This window comes from Delftia sp. CH05 (assembly GCF_009827015.1).
GTDB lineage: Bacteria > Pseudomonadota > Gammaproteobacteria > Burkholderiales > Burkholderiaceae_C > Comamonas > Comamonas tsuruhatensis.
Window position 1 is genome coordinate 129,098 of sequence record NZ_WUMG01000004.1, and the last position, 20,001, is coordinate 149,098.

Below are 20,001 nucleotides of genomic sequence, written 5' to 3' on the forward strand. Positions count from 1 at the left end.
ATGGCAATCTCGCGCCCGCGTGGCGTTGCGCGCTGGATGGCTCTGGGCCTGCTGGCCGGTGCCCTGGGCGGCTGCTCCACGGTCTCCTCGTGGTTCAGCAGCGACACCAAGCCCAAGCCCAAGGAACTGGGGGCCAACCCCGGCCTGCTGGCAGTGCACCAGGCCTGGACGGCCAAGCTGGGCGCCGAAGTGCCGCTGGCCACCGACATCCATGTGCAGGGTGACACGCTGCTGATCGCGGCCAAGGACGGCAGCGTCACGGCCCTCGATGCGCGCAATGGCAGCCAGCTGTCGCGCTTCACCGTTGGCGAGCCGCTGACTGCCGGCGTGGGTGGCGACGCCCAGCGCCAGGCCGTGCTCACGCGCAGCAACCAGGTCATCGTCTACTCGCAAGGCAAGCAGCTGTGGAAGCAGCCGCTGCCCGCAGCCGCCTACACGCCGCCGCTGGTGGCGGGCGGCCGCGTCTTCGTGCTGGCGGCCGACCGCTCGCTGGCCGCATTCGATGCCGCCAACGGCCGCAAGCTGTGGACCGCACAGCGCCCGGGCGAGCCCCTGGTGCTGCGCCAGCCCGGCGTTCTGATCGCCGTGGGCAACACCCTGGTGGCCGGCCTGTCGGGCCGCATGGTGGGCATCGATCCCGACACAGGTGCCGTGCGCTGGGAGGCCCCGCTGGCCAGCCCGCGCGGCACCAATGACGTGGAGCGCCTGGTGGACCTCGTCGGCCGCGTCAGCCGTGTCGGCGACAGCGTCTGCGCGCGCGCCTTCCAGGCTGCCGTGGGCTGTGTGGATACGCAAAATGCATCGGTGCGCTGGACCCAGTCGTCCAAGGGTGCCGACGGCATCGACGGCGATGGCGAGACCGTGTTCGGCGCCGAAAGCAATGGCACCGTCCAGGCCTGGCGCCGCGGCGACGGCTCGCGCGTGTGGTCCATCGACCAGTTGCAGCACCGCCGCCTGACGGCGCCGTTGATGCTGGGCCGTTCGGTGGTGTTTGGTGATGACTATGGTGTGGTGCACCTGCTGTCCAAGACGGACGGACAGGCGCTGGCACGATTGAAGACGGACGACTCCGGTGTGGCCTCGCCCCCGGTATCGGCTGCCAATACGCTGGTGGTGGTAAGCCGCAGCGGAACTGTGTACGGCTTCCGGCCGGATTGATAGGTATTTTCGGGAATGAAGCCAGTTATTGCCCTGGTAGGGCGACCCAATGTGGGCAAATCGACGCTGTTCAATCGGCTGACCAAGTCGAGGGATGCAATCGTCGCGGATTTCGCGGGCCTCACGCGTGACCGCCACTATGGACAGGGCCGCCAGGGCAAGCACGAATACATCGTGATCGACACCGGCGGCTTCGAGCCTGATGCATCCAGCGGCATCTTCAAGGAGATGGCGCGCCAGACGCAGCAGGCCGTGGCCGAGGCCGACGTCGTGGTCTTCGTCGTCGATGCGCGCCTGGGCATGTCTGCCCAGGACCATGACATCGCCAAGTACCTGCGCCGTCTGGGCAAGCCCTGCGTGCTCGTGGCCAACAAGGCCGAGGGCATGAAGGAAGGCGTGCAGCTGACCGAGTTCTACGAACTGGGCCTGGGCGAAGTGCTGCCGGTTTCCGCCGCGCACGGACAGGGTGTGCGCGGCCTGGTCGACCTGGCCCTGGGCCAGCTCAACCTGCCCGAACCCGAGGAAGACGACCCCTTCGACGATGTGGCCCAGAAGCCCATCCGCCTCACCGTGGCCGGTCGCCCCAACGTCGGCAAGTCCACGCTGATCAACACCTGGCTGGGCGAGGAGCGACTGGTCGCCTTCGACATGCCGGGCACCACGCGCGATGCCATCTCCGTGCCCTTCGAGCGCGCCGGCCAGAAGTTCGAACTCATCGACACGGCAGGCCTGCGCCGCAAGGGGCGGGTGTTCGAGGCCATCGAGAAGTTCTCCGTCGTCAAGACGCTGCAGGCCATCGAGAGCGCCAACGTCGTGCTGCTGCTCATCGATGCCACGCAGGGCGTGACCGATCAGGATGCGCACATTGCCGGCTACGTGCTGGAAAGCGGCCGCGCCGTGGTGCTGGCCGTGAACAAATGGGATGCGGTGGACGACTACCAGCGCCAGATGCTGGAGCGCTCGATCGAGACGCGCCTGTCCTTCCTGAAGTTCGCTCCCATGCACTTCATCTCGGCCGAGAAGCGCCAGGGCCTGGGTCCGCTGTGGAACTCCATCATCCAGGCGCACAAGGCAGCCACCTGCAAGATGCCCACGCCGGTGCTCACGCGCCTGCTGATGGAGGCCGTGCAGTTCCAGACGCCCAAGAAGACAGGCATCTACCGACCCAAGATGCGTTACGCGCACCAGGGCGGCATGAACCCGCCGGTCATCGTCATACACGGCAATTCGCTCGAGCATGTGACGGAGGCCTACAAGCGCTTCCTCGAGGGGCGGTTCCGAAAGGAATTCAATTTGGTCGGCACGCCGTTGCGGATCGAGTTGAAAACCTCTCATAATCCTTTCGCCGACAAGGACAAATAACAAGCCACGGAATTTGGGGAAAACCCTTGTGCAGACAGGGGGCCCAAAACACTGTGGTAAGGTGTCGGTTTACAACAACACTCTTCGAACACGGAGAATATCGTGAGCAACAAAGGCCAACTCCTCCAAGACCCGTTCCTGAACGCGCTGCGCCGCGAACATGTGCCGGTGTCCATCTACCTCGTCAACGGCATCAAGCTGCAAGGCCAGATCGAATCCTTCGACCAGTACGTGGTTCTGCTTCGCAACACCGTCACCCAGATGGTTTACAAGCACGCCATCTCCACCATTGTTCCCGGCCGCGCCGTGAACTTCTCCACGGCCGAAGCTGCCGGCAGCGACGCCAGCGCTTGAGCTCGCTGCGCCCTGATGCCTCCCCGCACAGCCGGGGAGCTTCCTCACCCTTCGGGAGAGGTTTTTCTTGAGTTCTGAATCTTTTGACCGGTCCACGCCAACGCCAGTGCTGCTGGTGGGCGTGGATTTCGGCTTTCCCCATTTCGATGGCGAGTTGGAAGAGCTGGGCCTGCTGGCCGGCACGGCCGGCCTGCGTCCCGTTGCACGCCTGACCTGCAAGCGCAAGGTGCCCGATGCGGCGCTGTTCGTGGGCAGCGGCAAGGCCGACGAAATCCGCATGCTCGCCCAGATGCACGGTGCCCAGGAAGTGCTGTTCGACCAGGCCCTGAGCCCGGCCCAGCAGCGCAATCTGGAGCGCCATCTGCAGATGCCGGTCAACGACCGCACCCTGTTGATCCTGGAGATCTTCGCCCAGCGCGCCCGCAGCCATGAAGGCAAGCTGCAGGTGGAGCTGGCGCGCCTGCAATACGTGGCCACGCGCCTCGTGCGCCGCTGGACCCACCTGGAGCGCCAGATGGGCGGCATCGGCGGGCGCGGCGGCCCTGGCGAAAAGCAGATCGAGCTGGATCGCCGCATGATCGACGAATCGATCAAGCGTACCAAGGAACGGCTGCTGAAGGTCAAGAAGCAACGCGCCACGCAGCGCCGCCGGCGCGAGCGCCATGGCATCTTCAACATCTCGCTGGTCGGCTACACCAATGCCGGCAAATCCACGCTGTTCAACGCGCTGGTGAAGGCGCGGGCCTATGCGGCCGACCAGTTGTTCGCCACGCTGGACACGACCACGCGCCAGCTGTATTTGAACGAGGCCCGGCAATCGGTGTCCCTGTCGGACACCGTGGGCTTCATCCGCGACCTGCCGCACGGGCTGGTCGATGCATTCCAGGCCACGTTGCAGGAGGCGATTGATGCCGATCTTCTGCTGCATGTGGTTGACGCCTCCAATCCGAATTTCCCGGAACAAATCCAACAAGTCCAGAAAGTTCTGAAGGAAATCGGTGCCCAGGAGGTGCCTCTGGTACTGGTTTTCAACAAGCTCGATGCCGTCGATGAAGAGCGGCTTCCAGCGCAGTTGCAGGACCAGTACGAGCTTGACGGGCTACCTGTTTCACGGGTGTTTGTCAGCGCCCGCTCCGGTGAGGGGCTGCCGCAGCTGCGGCAGCTGCTGGCCGACCACGCACTGCGCGCAGAAGCGGAATACGCCGAAGCGCATGGTGGTGAAGAGCGGGGCGAAGGGGAGGTGGATGGCGCGATGCCCCCTGGGCAGGACGCCGAATACTAGGGGCTAGCGCCCTGATTGGGCAAAATGCCGATTGGGTCCCTGTCTTTACCGAAGAAACCGAGACTTCTCGCATGAATCTTTCACAACGCGCCCATCGCTGGGCGATGCTGCCGCAGCGCCTTCGCGGGATGTTCAACCTGAATGATCCGCGCTGGGGACGTGGCGACGACAAGAACGACGATGCCTCGCGCCCCGATGCCGACCGTCCCGCTGCGCCGCCGCCTGCGGAACCCGCACGCGACAACCGCGACAGCCGTGACAACCGTCCCTCCTCGGGTGGGGGTGGTCAGCCGCCGGATCTGGACGAGCTGTGGCGTGACCTCAACCGCAAGCTTTCGGGCCTGTTCGGCGGCAAGCCGGGCGGTGGCCGCGGGCAGCCGCCCGTGCGCAATGGCGGTGGCAGCCAGCCGCCGGACATGCGCAGTGCCGGCATGGGCGTGGGCCTGATTGCCGGCATTGCCTTCATCATCTGGATGGGCACGGGCATCTTCATCGTCCAGGAAGGCCAGCAGGCCGTCATCACCCAGTTCGGCAAGTACAAGAGCACGGTGGGTGCCGGCATCAACTGGCGCCTGCCGTACCCGATCCAGCGCCATGAACTGGTGTTCGTGACGCAGATCCGCTCGGCCGACGTGGGGCGCGACACTATCATCAAGAGCACGGGCCTGCGCGAGTCGGCCATGCTCACCGAGGACGAGAACATCGTCGAGATCAAGTTCGCCGTCCAGTACCGTCTGAGCGACGCGCGTGCCTGGCTGTTCGAGAGTAAGAACCCGTCCGAGGCCGTGGTCCAGGCCGCCGAGACCGCCGTGCGCGAAGTCGTCGGCAAGATGAAGATGGACACGGCGCTGGCCGAGGAGCGCGACCAGATCGCGCCGCGCGTGCGCGACCTGATGCAGACCATCCTGGACCGCTACAAGGTGGGCGTGGAAGTCGTGGGCATCAACCTGCAGCAAGGCGGCGTGCGTCCGCCCGAGCAGGTGCAGGCCGCCTTCGACGACGTGCTGCGTGCCGGCCAGGAGCGCGAGCGCGCCAAGAACGAGGCCCAGGCCTATGCCAACGACGTGGTGCCCCGCGCAGCCGGCTCGGCGGCACGTCTGCTGGAAGAGGCCAATGGCTACAAGGCCCGCATCGTGGCCCAGGCCCAGGGTGATGCGCAGCGCTTCAGCTCGGTGTTCACCGAGTACCAGAAGGCGCCCCAGGTCACGCGCGACCGCATGTATCTGGAAACCATGCAGCAGATCTACGGCAACGTGACCAAGGTGCTGGTGGAATCGCGCCAGGGCTCCAACCTGCTGTACCTGCCGCTGGACAAGATCATGCAAGGCGTGAGCGGCAATGTGCCGGCAGCCGATGGCTCGGCTGCCCCCAGCACCCAGGCGCCTGCGCCTGCCGCCATTCCCGGCCTTTCGAACGATGCGCGCAGCCGCGACAGCAGTCGCAGCCGTGACCGCGAAGCACGCTGAGGAGCAGCCCAAGTGAACCGAGTTGGATTTTTCATCACCAGCATTCTTCTGGCGCTGGCGCTGCTCAGCTCCATGCTGTTCGTCGTCGATCAACGCCAGTTCGGCGTGGTCTATGCCCTGGGTCAGATCAAGGAAGTGATCACCGAGCCGGGCCTGAACATCAAGATGCCGCCGCCGTTCCAGAACGTGCGCTACATCGACAAGCGCCTGCTCACGCTGGACAGCACCGACACCGAGCCCATGCTCACTGCCGAAAAGCAGCGCGTGGTCATCGACTGGTACGTGCGCTGGCGCATCTCCGATCCGTCGGAGTACATCCGCAACGTGGGCCTGGATGAATCGGCCGGTGCCATGCAGCTCAACCGCGTGGTGCGCAATGCCTTCCAGGAGGAAATCAACCGCCGCACCGTGCGCGAGCTTCTGTCCAGCAAGCGCGATGCGCTGATGAACGACGTCAAGCGCGAAGTGCTGGAGACCGTGCGCGGCGCCAAGCCCTGGGGCGTGGACGTGGTCGATGTGCGCATCACGCGCGTGGACTATGCCGAGACGATCACGGAATCGGTCTACCGCCGTATGGAAGCCGAGCGCAAGCGCGTGGCCAACGAGCTGCGCTCCACCGGCGCCGCCGAAGGCGAGAAGATCCGCGCCGAGGCCGATCGCCAGCGCGAGATCACCATCGCCAACGCCTACCGCGATGCCCAGAAGCTCAAGGGCGAGGGCGATGCGGAAGCCGCCCGCACCTATGCCGACGCCTTTGGCAAGGACCCGCAGTTCGCGCAGTTCTACCGTAGCCTGGAGGCCTACAAGTCCAGCTTTGCCAAGAAGAGCGACGTGCTTGTGCTCGATCCTTCGCAGACCGACTTCTTCAAGGCCTACCGCAACGGCGGCAGCTCTGGAAAGTAAGAACGCCTGAGCGGCAACGCCGCCCGGCCCATGCACGGCGCCCCTGTTGGGGCGCCGTTTTTTCTTGCGCTGCCGCTGGCGCCCGCACACCGAATCGATTCGGAATACCGAACGCTCCTCGCGGGCCTTGGGACACCCCCAATTTGGGCTGGCCCGCAACAGCCGGTAGAATCACGTTTTTAACAGCCTCCCCCTTTTTCCATGTCTGCTTGGGTCCTGCCGGATCACATCGCCGATGTCTTGCCTTCCGAGGCCCGGCACATCGAAGAATTGCGTCGAGGCCTGCTCGATACCGCACGTGGCTATGGCTATGAACTGGTCATGCCGCCCATGCTGGAGTACCTCGAATCCCTGCTCACCGGCACAGGGGAGGCGCTGGACCTGCAGACCTGCAAGCTCATCGACCAGCTGACGGGCCGCACCATGGGCCTGCGTGCCGATACCACGCAGCAGGTGGCTCGCATCGACGCCCATCTGCTCAACCGCAAGGGCCTCACGCGCCTGTGCTACTGCGGCCCCGTCGTCCATGCCCGCCCTGATCGTCCCCGCGCCACGCGTGAGCCGCTGCAGTTCGGTGCCGAAATCTACGGCCACCAGGGCATGGAAGCCGACCTGGAGGCACTGCACCTGGCGCTGGACTGCCTGCGCAGCGCGGGCGTCACCGACATCAACGTCGATCTGGCCGATGTGCGCATCGTGCGCAGCCTGCTGGCTGGCGTGATGGTGGACATGCAGGTGCTGCGCGGCGTGCATGCCGCGCTGGCCGCCAAGGATGCGAGCGAACTCGAGCGCCTCACCCGGGACTTCCCCGTCGCCTCGCGCGAAGGCCTGATGGCCTTGCTGCAGCTGTACGGCGGCATCGAGGTGCTGGACCGCGCCGAGAAGCTGCTGGCGCGCACGGCAGGCGTGCAGCCTCTGCTGGACCAGCTGCGCTGGCTTGCCCAGCGCCTGGAAGGCGTGAACGTGAGCTTTGATCTGGCCGATCTGCGCGGCTATGCCTACTACAGCGGCACGCGCTTCGCCATCTATGTTCCGGGTGCCAGCGACGCGCTGGTGCGCGGCGGCCGTTATGACGAGGTGGGCGCGGTCTTCGGCCGCAACCGGCCCGCCGCCGGCTTCAGCCTGGACATCAAGCAGCTCGTGGCCGTTGTGCCCGAGCGCCCGCTCAAGGCTGCCATCCGTGCGCCCTGGGGCGACGATCCCCAGGTGGCAGCCGCCATCGCGGCATTGCGCCGGCAGGGCGAGACCGTGGTCTGCGTGCTGCCAGGCCATGAAAGCGAAGTGGACGAGTTCCACTGCGACCGTGAGCTCGTGCAGGTTGCCGGGCAGTGGGCCGTGCAAGCCATCTGACGCATTTGTCAATTTCTTCGGATTTCATCGGATTTGAATATGAAAGCTACCAAAGGTCGCAACGTGGTCGTGGTCGGCACCCAGTGGGGTGACGAAGGCAAGGGCAAGCTGGTGGACTGGCTGACCGAAAGCGCCCAGGGCGTGGTCCGCTTCCAGGGTGGCCACAATGCGGGCCACACGCTGGTCATCAATGGTGTGAAGACCGCGCTGCACCTGATTCCCAGCGGCATCATGCGCCCCGGCGTGAAGTGCTATATCGGCAACGGCGTGGTGCTGTCGGCCGCCAAGCTGTTCGAGGAAATCGAAGGCCTGGAGAGGGCCGGCGTGCAAGTGCGCGACCGCCTGCGCGTGTCCGAAGCCTGCCCGCTGATCCTGCCTTTCCACTCGGCGCTGGACGTGGCGCGCGAAGCGGCGCGCGAGCAGGGCGGCACCGAGAAGATCGGCACCACCGGCCGTGGCATCGGTCCCGCCTACGAAGACAAGATTGCCCGCCGCGCACTGCGCGTGCAGGATCTCAAGTACCCCGAGCGCTTCGCCACCAAGCTGCGCGAACTGCTGGCCCTGCACAACCACATCCTGGTCAACGTGCTGGGCTCGAAGAACTTCACCTTCGGTGACGCGCTCAAGCCGTACATCAAGGATGGCGAAGTCCAGTTCGACGCCGTGTACGAAGAAGCCATGCGCCATGCCGAGCAGCTTTTGCCCATGATGGCCGACGTCTCGCGCGAGCTGAACGCCGCGCACGCCGAAGGCGCCAACCTGCTGTTCGAAGGCGCGCAGGGCACGCTGCTGGACGTGGACCACGGCACCTATCCCTATGTCACCTCGTCCAACTGCGTCGCCGGCAATGCGGCTGCCGGTTCCGGCGTGGGCCCCGGCATGCTGCACTACATCCTGGGCATCACCAAGGCCTACTGCACCCGCGTGGGCGGCGGTCCTTTCCCCACCGAACTGGATTGGGAAAAGGAAGGCACGCCAGGCTGGCACATGAGCACCGTGGGCGCCGAAAAGGGTGTGACCACCGGCCGCTCGCGCCGCTGCGGCTGGTTCGACGCCGCGCTGCTCAAGCGCAGCGCCCAGGTCAACGGCCTGTCGGGCCTGTGCATCACCAAGCTCGACGTGCTCGACGGCCTGCAGGAACTGCTGCTGTGCGTGGGCTACGAGCTGGATGGCGAAAAGATCGACCTGCTGCCCATGGGCGCCGACGAGATCGCCCGCTGCAAGCCCATCTATGAATCCATCCCCGGCTGGACCGATTCCACCGTGGGCGTGACCGACTACGACAAGCTGCCGGCCAATGCCCGCCGCTATCTGGAGCGCATCGAGGAAGTGACGGGCGTGCCCATCGCCATGGTTTCGACCAGCCCCGACCGGGATCACACCATCCTGATGCAAAACCCCTACGCCGCCCAGTGAACTGCTGGCGTTTGAACCCCAAGATTGAACCAGGAGCCATTCCATGCTGACGGAAGACGGTCAACACCTGTATGTGAGCTACGACGAATACCACGGACTGATCGAAAAGCTCGCGATCAAAGTGCACCAGTCCGGCTGGGAATTCGACACCATTCTCTGCCTGGCCCGTGGCGGCCTGCGCCCCGGTGACATGCTCAGCCGCATCTTCGACAAGCCGCTGGCCATCATGTCCACCAGCTCCTACCGCGCCGAGGCCGGCACGGTGCAGGGCCATCTGGACATCGCGCGCTTCATCACCACGCCCAAGGGCGAGATTGCCGGCCGCGTGCTGCTGGTCGATGACCTGGCCGATTCGGGCCACACGCTGAATGCCGTGATCGCCATGCTCAAGACCAACTATCCGCCGATCACCGAGCTGCGCAGCGCCGTGATCTGGACCAAGGGCCTGTCCGCGTTCACGCCCGACTACTCGGTGGACTACCTGCCGACCAACCCCTGGATCCACCAGCCTTTCGAGCACTACGACACGCTGCGTCCCGAAAAGCTCATGGAAAAGTGGAAGATCTGAGAGCCGTTGCGCTTTCAAGGTCCTTGCCTGCAAAGGGAGCCAACCGGCTCCCTTTGTCGTTGTGGCCTGCGTTTTCATGCGTTGTCGTCATGCCTTGATGCAAGTCATGGGTTGGCGCGCTTGTCGCGATATCTCGGGCCAACGTCGCGTAAATGTCGGTTTTTTGCACAGCTTCAAAAGCCGATGCCCTAGAGCGTCCGAGGGCTGAATGGCGCGGCTACACTGCGCAGATTCTCAGAAGGTGGTGCTTTGTGAAACGTCTTTCCGTCGGGCGCTTGGGCGCGGCTGTGGCTTTGGTTGTGGGCGGCGGTGCGCTGGCCTGGCTGGCCGTGGCGTCCCTGCCCGGATCCAAATCGGCCCGTGCGGCCTCAGCCACGCCTGCAGCCGTCCAGGCGCAGGCTGCATCGGCTCAGGCCGCTGCCGTTCCCGCCGCGCCTTCCGTGCCTGCGGCCTCTGCTGCCCCGGTAGCGCCAGTTGCGCCTGTTGCGCGTGTCACGCCGCCGCCGCAGACCCAGGGCCCCACGCCCATCTTCGTGCTCAACTCGCTTGATGCCAACATCAGCATCGTGGACCCGGTCACCTGGCAGGAGACGGCCCGCATTCCCACGGGCAAGGAGCCGCACCACCTCTACCTCACGCCTGACGAGAAATCGCTGGTCGTGGCCAATGCGCTGGGCGATACCCTGACCCTGGTCGATCCGCGCACGGGCGAGGTGCAGCGCGTGATCCGCGACATCATCGACCCCTATCACCTGCGCTTCAGCCCGGACATGAAGTGGTTCGTCACGGCGGCCAACCGCCTCAACCACATCGACATCTACCGCTGGGATGGCCAGAACCCGCAGTTGGTCAAGCGCGTGCCCACGGGCAAGACGCCCAGCCATCTCTGGATCGATGCCAGGAGCACGACCATCTATTCCACCATGCAGGACAGCGATGCCCTGGTGGCCATCGACATCGCCACGCAGACCATCAAGGCCCGCGTGCCCACCGGCCCCATGCCGGCCGATCTCTATGGCAGCCCGGACGGCACCAAGCTGTTCATCGGCCTGACCGGCAGCGATGGCGTGGAAGTGTTCGACATCACCGGCCCCGAGCCGCGCAGCGTGGCCCGCATCAAGACAGCCGCTGGCGCCCACGCCATGCGTGCCGCCGGCGATGGCCGCCACCTGTATGTGAGCAACCGCGTGGCCAACACCATCAGCAAGATCGACATGCAGACCAACCAGGTCGTGGCCAGCTACCCGGCCCCGGGAGGCCCGGACTGCATGGACGTTTCCGCCGACGGCCGCTACCTGCTGGTCAGCTCGCGCTGGGCGCGCAAGCTGTCGGTGATCGACACCGTCGAAAAGAAGGTGGTCCAGCAGGTCAAGGTCGGCAAGTCGCCCCACGGTGTCTGGACACTGGCCCACGCGCAGCGCTGATGGACCGCAGACTCTTTGCGCAATCGCTGGCTGGCGCCGCCGCCTTCAGCCTGCTGCGCCCCGCGATGGCCGCAGGGCAGGGCACGGGCTGCGCCAAGACCGTGTACCTGACGTTCGACACGGGCCACATGGGCATTGCCGACCTGGTGGCCGAGGTGCTCAAGCGCCATGGCGTGCCAGTGACCTTCTTTGCCGCCAACGAGCGCACGCAGCAAGGCGACGGCAGCCTGGGCGAGACCTGGGCGCCCTGGTGGCGCGCACGCGCCGCCGAAGGCCACGAGTTCGCCTCGCACACCTACGACCACATGTACTGGCGCGGTGATCTGCGTGCCTCGAAGAACGGTCCGGTCACGGGCTTTCGCGTGCGCCCCTCGGCCGGGCCACGCGCCAACGAGAGCTTCACGGTCGATGCGGCAGGCTATTGCGACGAGATCCGCAGGGCTGCACAGCGGCTGCAGCAGATCACCGGGCGCAAGCCCCTGCCGCTGTTCCGTGCGCCCGGCGGCAAGACCTCGCCCGCGCTGCTGGACGCCGCGCGGCAGGGCGGCTACATGCATGTGGGCTGGTCCAGCGCAGGTTTTCTGGGCGACGAGCTGCCCAGCGACCGCTACCCGAATGCGCAGCTGCTGGCCCAGGCGCTCAAGAACATCCGCAGCGGCGACATCCTGCTGGCCCATCTGGGCATCTGGTCACGCAAGGACCCCTGGGCACCGGCCGTGCTGGAACCTTTGATCACGGGCCTGCTCAAGCAGGGGTTCTGCTTCCGCACGCTGCGGGAGCATCCCGACTATCGGGATTGGATAGCAAAATTCGCATGACGTCCGCGCGCGCAGCGCGGCGGGCGATGGGAGCGTGGTGTGGACTGGTGGATTCAGTGGTTCGGTAATGCGCAGCAGCGCCTGTTCGAGGGCGTTGTCCAGCCTGTGCTCTTTTGGCTGGGGCAGGCCAGCCTGCTGGAGGATGCCTACGACGCCACAGGCTGGCTGCTGGTGGGCCTGCTGCAGATCTTCATCATGGTGGCCGTGATCGCGCCGCTGCAGTACTGGCGGCCCGTCGAGCCCGTTACCGACCGGCGCGCCATCCATGTGGACATCATCTATACCGTGGTGCACCGGCTGGGCCTGTTCAGGCTGGCGCTGTTCTTCACGCTGGACCCGCTGTGGGACGAGCTCATGGGCCGCCTGCATGTCTGGGGCCTGCCGAGCTTTCACCTGGACGGTGTCTGGCCCGGCGTGACCGATCTGGCCTGGGTCAGCCTGATCACCTACCTGCTGGCCTTCGACTTCCTCGACTACTGGATACACCGGGGCCAGCACAGCATCGGCTGGTGGTGGAAGCTGCATGCGCTGCACCACTCGCAGCGCCAGATGACGGTCTGGAGCGACAACCGCAATCACCTGCTCGACGATGTGATCCGCGACACCATCATCGTGCTCGTGGCCCAGTTCATCGGCGTGGCTCCAGGCCAGTTCGTGGCCATCGTGGCCTTCACCCAGCTCAGCGAGAGCTTCCAGCATGCCAACCTGCGCGTCTGGTTCGGCACCATCGGCGAGCGGCTGTGGATCAGCCCGCGCTTTCACCGCCGCCACCACGCCATCGGCATTGGCCACGAGCCCATGGCGCCCGTGCGCAACAAGAAGGCGCATGGCAACAACTTCGGCGTGCTGCTGCCCTGGTGGGACATGCTGTTCGGCACCGCCAATTTCGAGCTGCGCTTCGATCCCACCGGCGTGCGCGACCAGGTCCAGCCCAATGCCCAGGGCCAGCTGCGCGACTACGGCCAGGGCTTTTGGGCCCAGCAATGGCGTGGGTTCCTAAGGTTGATGGGTCGCGCTTGAGGCTGGGCTCGGGGTATGCTTGCCGGCATGGGCTTGCTACTCGATTCCTTCTGGCGTGCGACGGCGTATTGCCTGCATAAGCGGGTGATTGCATGGTCGCTGTTTCCCCTGCTCTTCATGGCCATCACGGCCTGGCTGCTGGGTTACTTCTTCTGGGCCGATGCCGTGGTCTGGACGGAAGGAGTCCTGCAGGGCGTGGGCTGGCTGCACACGGTCTGGTCCTGGATGGGCGTGCAATCGCTGCCCGAGCTGGTGGCGCCGGTGCTGGTCGTTCTCTCGGTCACGCCGGTGCTGGTCGTGGTCTCGCTGCTGCTGGTGGCGCTGTTCATGACGCCTGCCCTGGTCGAGCTGGTGGCGCAACGGCGCTTTCCGGCACTCGAGCGCAGGCAGGGTGCCACCCTGATCGGCAGCCTGCTGTGGTCGGCCGGCTCCTCGCTGATCGCCCTGATCGCGTTGCTGGTATCGGTTCCATTGTGGTTCGTGCCTCCCCTGGTGGTGGTGATCCCCCCGCTGATCTGGGGCTGGCTGACCTACCGCGTCATGGCCTTCGACGCGCTGTCTGCCCACGCCAGCAAGCCAGAACGCCGCAGCCTGTTCCTGCGCCACCGCCTGGCGCTGATGCTCATGGGCGTGGTCTGTGGCTACCTGGGGGCGGCTCCGGCCATTGTCTGGGCCTCGGGCGTGGTCTTCGTTGCAGCCTTCTGGATACTGATTCCGGTGGCCATCTGGATCTATGCGCTGATCTTCGCCTTCTCCTCGCTGTGGTTTGCCCATTTCTGCCTGGCGGCGCTGCAGCGCATGCGCGAGGAGGAGCCGGCGCTGCCCGAAGCACCCATCATTCCCTACGCTCCCGACGCGCCGCAAGGCTCCGGCACAGCCCCTGTTCCCCCCACCCCGCAAGAAAAGACCACATGACCCTTCAAGTTGGCGCACTCATCATCGGAGACGAAATCCTGTCGGGCAAGCGTGCCGACAAGCACCTTCCCAAGCTGATCGAACTGCTGGGCGCGCGTGGCCTGTCCCTGGCCCATGCCGAGTACGTGGGTGACGATAGGGCACGCATCACCGACGCCCTGCGCCGCGCCTTCGCATCGCAGGCCGTGGTCTTCAGCTTTGGCGGGATAGGCGCCACGCCCGACGACCACACGCGCCAATGCGCGGCCGAGGCCCTGGGCGTGCCGCTGGCCCTGCACCCGGAAGCCGTGGCCCTGATCCGCGAACGCATGCGCGATGTGGCCACCGAGGAAGGCAAGCCCTACGAGCCCCAGCGCGCCGACAACCTGCACCGGCTGCAGATGGGCAACTTCCCCGAAGGCGCGCGCATCATCCCCAACGTCTACAACAAGATCCCGGGCTTTTCCTGTTCGGGCGCCAGCGGCACGGTGCACTTCGTGCCCGGCTTCCCGGTCATGGCCTGGCCCATGGTCGAGTGGGTGCTGGAGCAGCGCTATGCCAAGCATTTCCACAGCACGGTGCAGCGGGAGCATTCGGTCATCGTCTACGGTGGCATGGAGGCCACGCTGACGCCGCTGATGGTGGCCATAGAGCGCGACCACCCGGGCGTCAAGGTGTTCAGCCTGCCCAGCGTGGATGATTCCAAGCACGGCCGGCACATAGAACTTGGTGTCAAGGGCGAAGCTGGTGCCGTCACCAAGGCCTGGCCCACGCTGCTGGAAGGTTTGCACTCATTTGGTGCAAGTCTTGGCCCTGAATTGGTGCGCAACATCTGATTTACGGCCCTTCATCCAAATCTGCACCGATTTGGTGAGTGGTCACTCGGGCCGGGCCAGGCTGCAATGTCATCCACAACGCCCACGCAAGGCGGCAGAATCACGGGGCTGGCGCGCCAAGCAGGTGCCAGTCTGCGGGCATGCACTCAATGGATGCAGCCTGGCACGCAAACTGCTTAAGAGTATTTATCTTTTTTGATCAGCCAGATTGGCAGGAGAGATCTGATGGCAAAGACCGTTGCAGACGTGTTGAACATGGTGAAGGAGAACGAGGTCAAATTCGTGGACCTTCGTTTTACGGACACCCGTGGCAAGGAGCAGCACGTCACGGTGCCGGTGTCGCACTTCGACGAAGACAAGTTCACCTCGGGCCACGCCTTCGACGGCTCGTCGGTGGCAGGCTGGAAGGGCATTGAAGCATCGGACATGCAACTGATGCCCGATCCCGCCACCGCGAACATCGACCCCTTCTTTGAAGAGACCACGCTGTTCCTGCAGTGCGATGTGATCGAACCCGGCGATGGCAAGGCCTACGACCGCGATCCCCGCTCGGTGGCCAAGCGTGCCGAAGCCTATCTGAAGGCCTCGGGCCTGGGCGATACCGCCTACTTCGGTCCCGAACCTGAATTCTTCATCTTCGACGGCGTGCGCTGGAACACCGAACCCGGCAGCACCTTCTACGAAATCGAAGAGTACGAAGCCCCCTGGAATTCCGGCGCCAAGTTCGAGTCCGGCAACCGCGGCCACCGTCCGCGCAACAAGGGCGGCTACTTCCCCGTGCCGCCCGTGGACAGCACCCAGGACCTGCGCGCCGAGATGGTGCTGCTGCTCGAGCAGCTGGGCATTCCCGTCGAAGTGTTCCACCACGAAGTGGCTGGCGCCGGCCAGAACGAGATCGGCACCAAGTTCTCGACCCTGGTGGAGCGCGCCGACTGGACACAGGTCATGAAGTACGTGATCTGGAACGTGGCCAACACCTACGGCAAGACCGCCACCTTCATGCCCAAGCCCTATCCGGGCGACAACGGCTCCGGCATGCACGTGCACCAGTCCGTCTGGAAGGATGGCAAGAACCTGTTCGCAGGGGACGGCTATGCCGGCCTGTCCGACTTCGCGCTGTACTACATCGGCGGCATCATCAAGCACGCCCGTGCCCTGAACGCCATCACCAACCCCGGCACCAACAGCTACAAGCGCCTGGTGCCCGGCTTCGAGGCTCCGGTCAAGCTGGCCTACTCGGCCAAGAACCGCTCGGCATCGATCCGCATCCCCTACGTGGCCAACCCCAAGGGCCGCCGCGTCGAGGCACGCTTCCCCGATCCGCTGATGAACCCCTACCTGGGCTTCTCGGCCCTGCTGATGGCGGGTCTGGACGGCGTGGAAAACAAGATCCATCCCGGCGAAGCCGCGACCAAGGATCTGTACCACCTGCCCCCGGAAGAGGACAAGCTGGTGCCCACGGTCTGCCACAGCCTGGACCAGGCCCTGGAAGCACTGGACGCAGACCGTTCGTTCCTGACCAAGGGCGGCGTGTTCTCGGACAGCATGCTCGATGCCTACATCGAGCTGAAGATGGGCGAAGTGACCCGTTACCGTCAGGCCGTGCACCCGGTCGAGTACGACATGTACTTCTCGCTGTAAGGCGGGTCGGCAAAAAGGCGGCGCAAGCCGCCTTTTTTGCTTTCGGCCAGGACCTGGGTATGCTGGGCGCGGAACCAAAAGGGGTTGTCCCGCTCAAGAAATGACGTCCAGCCCGGAAGATGGAGCGATACTTGCCCGGACAAGCCGGGCCCTTCCGATCTGGCTACCCGAGGGAATGGAATGAAGAAACTGTTTGTGTCGCTGCTGCTGCCGCTGCTGTCGGCAGGAGCCTGGTCCCAGGACGTGATCTACCGCTGCGGCAACGAGTACACCAACAACGTCAGCCAGGCCAAGGCCAAGGACTGCAAGCCGGTGGACGGCGGGCATGTGACGGTGATCCATGGCGGCAGCAAGCCGGCGGCCTCGGGCGGCGGCCAGGCGCCGCGCACCTCCGCCGCTCCTGCGGCAGGATCGCCCGCTCCGGCCAAGGTCAACAGCAGCGCCCAGAAGGCCCGCGACTCCGATGCGCGGACCATCCTCGAAAGCGAGCTGGCCCGCGCCCAGGAGAAGCTGACACAGCTGCGTCAGGAGTACAACGATGGCAATCCCCAGCGCACCGCATTGGAGTTGCGCAATCCCCAGGGCTATCTGGAACGTGTCGAGCAGCTCAAGAGCAGCATCTCGCGGCAGGAAGGCGATGTCGCCGGCATCCGCCGCGAACTGGATCGACTTCCCAAGAACTGACGGGCCCGAGCGGCCCATGCGAGCCCGGCCATGATCCAGGACGACCGGCCGGCGCCCCCGGCCTCCTATCAGGCGCTTGATCTGCTGTGCACGCTGATGACCGTGCTCGACGAGCAAGGCGCCGTGCTTTTCGCCAACGCGGCCCTTGAGAACGCACTGGGCCTGTCGCGCCGCATGCTCGAAGGCAGCGAGCTGGCTGCCTGCTTCACCGAGCCGGCCTTGCTGGACAAGGCCTTGCGCGGCGCCCAGGACAACGACTTCGCTGCCCTGCGCTTCGAGGCCAGCCTGCACCGCGTGGGGGGCGATGCGCTTCCTGTGCACGTCACGGTTTCCCTGGCCGAGCGGCCCGGCCATGTGCTGGTGGAGTTCTGGCCGCTGGAGCAGCAGGCCCGCCAGGACCGCGAGGAGCGTTTGCGCGAGCAGGCCCAGGCGCACAAGGAGCTGATCCGCAACCTGGCCCACGAGATCAAGAACCCGCTGGGCGGCATCCGTGGCGCGGCCCAGCTGCTGCAGATGGATCTGGACGCGCCCGAGCTGCGCGAGTACACCGAAGTCATCATCCACGAGGCCGACCGTCTGCAGGCGCTGGTCGACCGGCTGCTGGCGCCGCACCGCCATCCGCACGAGGTCGGTGACGTCAACATCCACGAAGTCTGCGAGCGCGTGCGTTCGCTGGTGCTGGTCGAGCATCCTGCAGGGCTGACCATTACGCGCGACTACGACATCTCCATTCCCGAGTTCCGGGGCGACAGCGCACAGCTGATCCAGGCCGTGCTCAACATCGTCCAGAACGCGGCGCAGGCCTTGCACGAACGCATCGCTGCCGGCGATGCCGAGATCATTTTGAGAACCCGTGTGGCGCGCCAGGTAACTTTTGGTCGCCAACGCTACCGGTTGGCATTGGAATTGCATGTGATCGACAACGGGCCAGGCGTTCCCGATGCCATCAAGGAGCGGATCTTCTATCCGCTGGTATCGGGAAGGGATGGCGGTTCGGGACTGGGGCTGACGCTGGCGCAGACCTTCGTGCAGCGCCACCAGGGGCTGATCGAATGTGAAAGCCAGCCGGGCCGCACGGATTTCCGCATCCTCATTCCCCTGCCTTGAGGCCCACGGAAGTCAACACTGCAACAAGGGAAGGAAGCACCACCAATGAAACCGATCTGGATCGTGGATGATGACCCTTCCATCCGCTTCGTGCTGGAAAAGGCACTGGGCCGGGAAGGTTGGGCAACGCGCAGCTTCGTTCAGGCGCGCGACGTGCTCACGGCACTGTCCGATGTCGATGCCAGCGACCCGGCGCGCCAGCCACCACAGGTGCTGGTCAGCGATATCCGCATGCCCGGCGGCTCCGGCCTGGAACTGCTCGAGCAGATCCGTGCCCAGCAGCCCGGCCTGCCCGTCATCATCATGACCGCGTACTCCGACCTGGACAGTGCCGTCTCGGCCTTCCAGCGCGGAGCCTTCGAGTACCTGCCCAAACCCTTCGACCTGCCCAAGGCGGTGGAACTCATCCGCCGCGCCGTCGAGGAAAGCCTGCGCGAGGACGTGGCCGAGGCACAGGCCCCGCTGCAGGCCGAGATGCTGGGCCAGGCGCCTGCCATGCAGGACGTCTTTCGCGCCATCGGCCGGCTCAGCCAGAGCCAGGTCACGGTGCTGGTCACGGGCGAGTCGGGCTCGGGCAAGGAACTGGTGGCGCGCGCGCTGCACAAGCACTCGCCCGTGGCGGGCGGCCCCTTCGTGGCCATCAACACCGCCGCCATCCCCAAGGACCTGCTGGAGTCCGAGCTGTTCGGCCACGAGCGCGGCGCCTTCACGGGCGCACAGACCCAGCGGCGCGGCCGCTTCGAGCAGGCCGAGGGCGGCACGCTCTTTCTCGATGAAATCGGCGACATGCCTTTCGACCTGCAGACGCGCCTGCTGCGTGTGCTGTCGGACGGGCATTTCTACCGCGTGGGCGGCCACCAGGCCGTCAAGGCACATGTGCGCGTCATCGCCGCCACCCACCAGGACCTGGAGCAGCGCGTGCGCAACGGCGCCTTCCGCGAGGATCTGTTCCACCGCCTCAACGTCATCCGCCTGCGCCTGCCCGCGCTGCGCGAGCGCAACGAAGACGTGCCCATGCTGGCACGCCACTTCCTGCAGCAAAGCGCGCGGCAGCTGGGCGTGGAGCCCAAGCGCATGGGGGTCGATGCCATGCAGCGGCTGCAGTCGTTCGCCTTTCCCGGCAACGTGCGCCAGCTGGAGAACATCTGCCACTGGCTGACCGTCATGGCGCCAGCCCAGGTCATCTCGGTCAAGGACCTGCCTCCCGAGGTGCTGGGCGAGGCCGCGCCACCCGTGGGCGGCGGCAGTGCCGGCGTGCCCGCACCGGTGGTGCTGTCGCATGCGCCGGCCGTGGCGGAAGAGGGAGTGGGCCGCATCGCCATGCCAGCCCCGTCGCTGGCCCAGCCGCATGACGGGGGACTGGCCACGTCCGACCTGGACTGGGTGCATCTGCTGGGGCAGCAGGCGCGCCAGCTGCTGGAGCACACCCATGCCCAGGGGCATGGCGAGGTCTGGGACCAGCTGTCCCGCCGCTTCGAGGCGCAGCTGATCCGCTCGGCCCTGGCCGTCACCCACGGCCGCCGGGTCGAGGCCGCCCAGCGCCTGGGCATAGGCCGCAACACCATCACCCGCAAGTTGCAGGAGCTGGGCATGGACGAGGACGCCTTCGAGTAAGGCAAGCCGGCGGGCGGCTGGGCCCTTGCCTTGGCAAGGGTCCGACTCCTACAGGCCGGCGCCCGGGGTGCTGACGGGCCGTGCCGCCCGGGCTGGGGACAATG

18 protein-coding genes are annotated in these 20,001 nt (G+C 65.7%); all 18 read left to right on the forward strand.

Annotated features, from left to right (window positions below):
* The 18 genes from bamB (at position 1) to ntrC (ending at position 19,897) form a co-directional block, all read left to right on the forward strand.
* A complete protein-coding gene (gene bamB, locus GRX31_RS05645; RefSeq protein WP_160851826.1) occupies positions 1–1,158 on the forward strand; it encodes an outer membrane protein assembly factor BamB in 1,158 nt (385 codons plus the stop codon).
* A 15-nt stretch (positions 1,159–1,173) separates the two neighbouring features.
* A complete protein-coding gene (der, locus tag GRX31_RS05650) occupies positions 1,174–2,520 on the forward strand; it encodes a ribosome biogenesis GTPase Der (RefSeq protein WP_016447555.1) in 1,347 nt (448 codons plus the stop codon).
* A 102-nt stretch (positions 2,521–2,622) separates the two neighbouring features.
* Complete coding sequence (hfq, locus tag GRX31_RS05655; RefSeq protein WP_012206813.1) at positions 2,623–2,874, forward strand: RNA chaperone Hfq; 252 nt, start codon at positions 2,623–2,625, stop codon at positions 2,872–2,874.
* 67 nt (positions 2,875–2,941) lie between these two features.
* Positions 2,942–4,156: a GTPase HflX gene (gene hflX, locus GRX31_RS05660; RefSeq protein ID WP_016447554.1), complete on the forward strand. Its 1,215-nt coding sequence runs from the start codon at positions 2,942–2,944 to the stop codon at positions 4,154–4,156.
* A gap of 71 nt (positions 4,157–4,227) precedes the next feature.
* Positions 4,228–5,622 (forward strand): FtsH protease activity modulator HflK, encoded by a 1,395-nt coding sequence (hflK, locus tag GRX31_RS05665; RefSeq protein WP_016447553.1) that lies wholly within the window; start codon positions 4,228–4,230, stop codon positions 5,620–5,622.
* 12 nt (positions 5,623–5,634) lie between these two features.
* Positions 5,635–6,525: a protease modulator HflC gene (gene hflC / locus GRX31_RS05670; protein ID WP_016447552.1), complete on the forward strand. Its 891-nt coding sequence runs from the start codon at positions 5,635–5,637 to the stop codon at positions 6,523–6,525.
* 201 nt (positions 6,526–6,726) lie between these two features.
* Entirely contained in the window at positions 6,727–7,875 is a 1,149-nt protein-coding gene (locus GRX31_RS05675) for an ATP phosphoribosyltransferase regulatory subunit (RefSeq protein WP_016447551.1), read from the forward strand.
* Between the two features lie 39 nt (positions 7,876–7,914).
* Entirely contained in the window at positions 7,915–9,291 is a 1,377-nt protein-coding gene (locus GRX31_RS05680; protein WP_160851828.1) for an adenylosuccinate synthase, read from the forward strand.
* A 43-nt stretch (positions 9,292–9,334) separates the two neighbouring features.
* Positions 9,335–9,859, forward strand: coding sequence for a phosphoribosyltransferase (locus tag GRX31_RS05685; protein WP_012206807.1), 525 nt, complete (start codon positions 9,335–9,337; stop codon positions 9,857–9,859).
* Between the two features lie 152 nt (positions 9,860–10,011).
* Entirely contained in the window at positions 10,012–11,283 is a 1,272-nt protein-coding gene (locus GRX31_RS05690; protein ID WP_047326700.1) for a YncE family protein, read from the forward strand.
* The gene (locus GRX31_RS05695) at positions 11,283–12,101 is read left to right on the forward strand and encodes a polysaccharide deacetylase family protein (RefSeq protein ID WP_046984225.1); all 819 of its coding nucleotides are present in this window, start codon (positions 11,283–11,285) and stop codon (positions 12,099–12,101) included. The genes GRX31_RS05690 and GRX31_RS05695 overlap by 1 nt, the downstream gene beginning before the upstream one ends.
* A gap of 39 nt (positions 12,102–12,140) precedes the next feature.
* The gene (locus GRX31_RS05700) at positions 12,141–13,121 is read left to right on the forward strand and encodes a sterol desaturase family protein (protein WP_160851830.1); all 981 of its coding nucleotides are present in this window, start codon (positions 12,141–12,143) and stop codon (positions 13,119–13,121) included.
* A 15-nt stretch (positions 13,122–13,136) separates the two neighbouring features.
* Complete coding sequence (locus GRX31_RS05705; RefSeq protein WP_016447546.1) at positions 13,137–14,036, forward strand: EI24 domain-containing protein; 900 nt, start codon at positions 13,137–13,139, stop codon at positions 14,034–14,036.
* Complete coding sequence (locus tag GRX31_RS05710; protein WP_016447545.1) at positions 14,033–14,851, forward strand: competence/damage-inducible protein A; 819 nt, start codon at positions 14,033–14,035, stop codon at positions 14,849–14,851. Before GRX31_RS05705 ends, GRX31_RS05710 begins: the two co-directional genes overlap by 4 nt.
* A gap of 225 nt (positions 14,852–15,076) precedes the next feature.
* A complete protein-coding gene (glnA, locus tag GRX31_RS05715; RefSeq protein WP_016447544.1) occupies positions 15,077–16,492 on the forward strand; it encodes a type I glutamate--ammonia ligase in 1,416 nt (471 codons plus the stop codon).
* Between the two features lie 180 nt (positions 16,493–16,672).
* Complete coding sequence (locus GRX31_RS05720; RefSeq protein WP_017404153.1) at positions 16,673–17,176, forward strand: hypothetical protein; 504 nt, start codon at positions 16,673–16,675, stop codon at positions 17,174–17,176.
* Between the two features lie 30 nt (positions 17,177–17,206).
* Positions 17,207–18,283: a nitrogen regulation protein NR(II) gene (gene glnL, locus GRX31_RS05725; protein ID WP_016447543.1), complete on the forward strand. Its 1,077-nt coding sequence runs from the start codon at positions 17,207–17,209 to the stop codon at positions 18,281–18,283.
* A gap of 45 nt (positions 18,284–18,328) precedes the next feature.
* Positions 18,329–19,897, forward strand: coding sequence for a nitrogen regulation protein NR(I) (gene ntrC / locus GRX31_RS05730; RefSeq protein WP_160851831.1), 1,569 nt, complete (start codon positions 18,329–18,331; stop codon positions 19,895–19,897).
* Positions 19,898–20,001 lie beyond the last annotated feature (104 nt).

Coding starts and splice junctions, on each gene's coding strand:
- glnL (WP_016447543.1), top strand. CDS start 17,207: ATGATCCAGGACGACCGGCCGGCGCCCCCGGCCTCCTATCAGGCGCTT.
- GRX31_RS05690 (WP_047326700.1), top strand. CDS start 10,012: ATGTCGGTTTTTTGCACAGCTTCAAAAGCCGATGCCCTAGAGCGTCCG.
- der (WP_016447555.1), top strand. CDS start 1,174: ATGAAGCCAGTTATTGCCCTGGTAGGGCGACCCAATGTGGGCAAATCG.
- ntrC (WP_160851831.1), top strand. CDS start 18,329: ATGAAACCGATCTGGATCGTGGATGATGACCCTTCCATCCGCTTCGTG.
- bamB (WP_160851826.1), top strand. CDS start 1: ATGGCAATCTCGCGCCCGCGTGGCGTTGCGCGCTGGATGGCTCTGGGC.
- GRX31_RS05685 (WP_012206807.1), top strand. CDS start 9,335: ATGCTGACGGAAGACGGTCAACACCTGTATGTGAGCTACGACGAATAC.
- GRX31_RS05710 (WP_016447545.1), top strand. CDS start 14,033: ATGACCCTTCAAGTTGGCGCACTCATCATCGGAGACGAAATCCTGTCG.
- GRX31_RS05695 (WP_046984225.1), top strand. CDS start 11,283: ATGGACCGCAGACTCTTTGCGCAATCGCTGGCTGGCGCCGCCGCCTTC.
- GRX31_RS05680 (WP_160851828.1), top strand. CDS start 7,915: ATGAAAGCTACCAAAGGTCGCAACGTGGTCGTGGTCGGCACCCAGTGG.
- hflK (WP_016447553.1), top strand. CDS start 4,228: ATGAATCTTTCACAACGCGCCCATCGCTGGGCGATGCTGCCGCAGCGC.
- glnA (WP_016447544.1), top strand. CDS start 15,077: ATGGCAAAGACCGTTGCAGACGTGTTGAACATGGTGAAGGAGAACGAG.
- GRX31_RS05675 (WP_016447551.1), top strand. CDS start 6,727: ATGTCTGCTTGGGTCCTGCCGGATCACATCGCCGATGTCTTGCCTTCC.
- GRX31_RS05720 (WP_017404153.1), top strand. CDS start 16,673: ATGAAGAAACTGTTTGTGTCGCTGCTGCTGCCGCTGCTGTCGGCAGGA.
- GRX31_RS05705 (WP_016447546.1), top strand. CDS start 13,137: ATGCTTGCCGGCATGGGCTTGCTACTCGATTCCTTCTGGCGTGCGACG.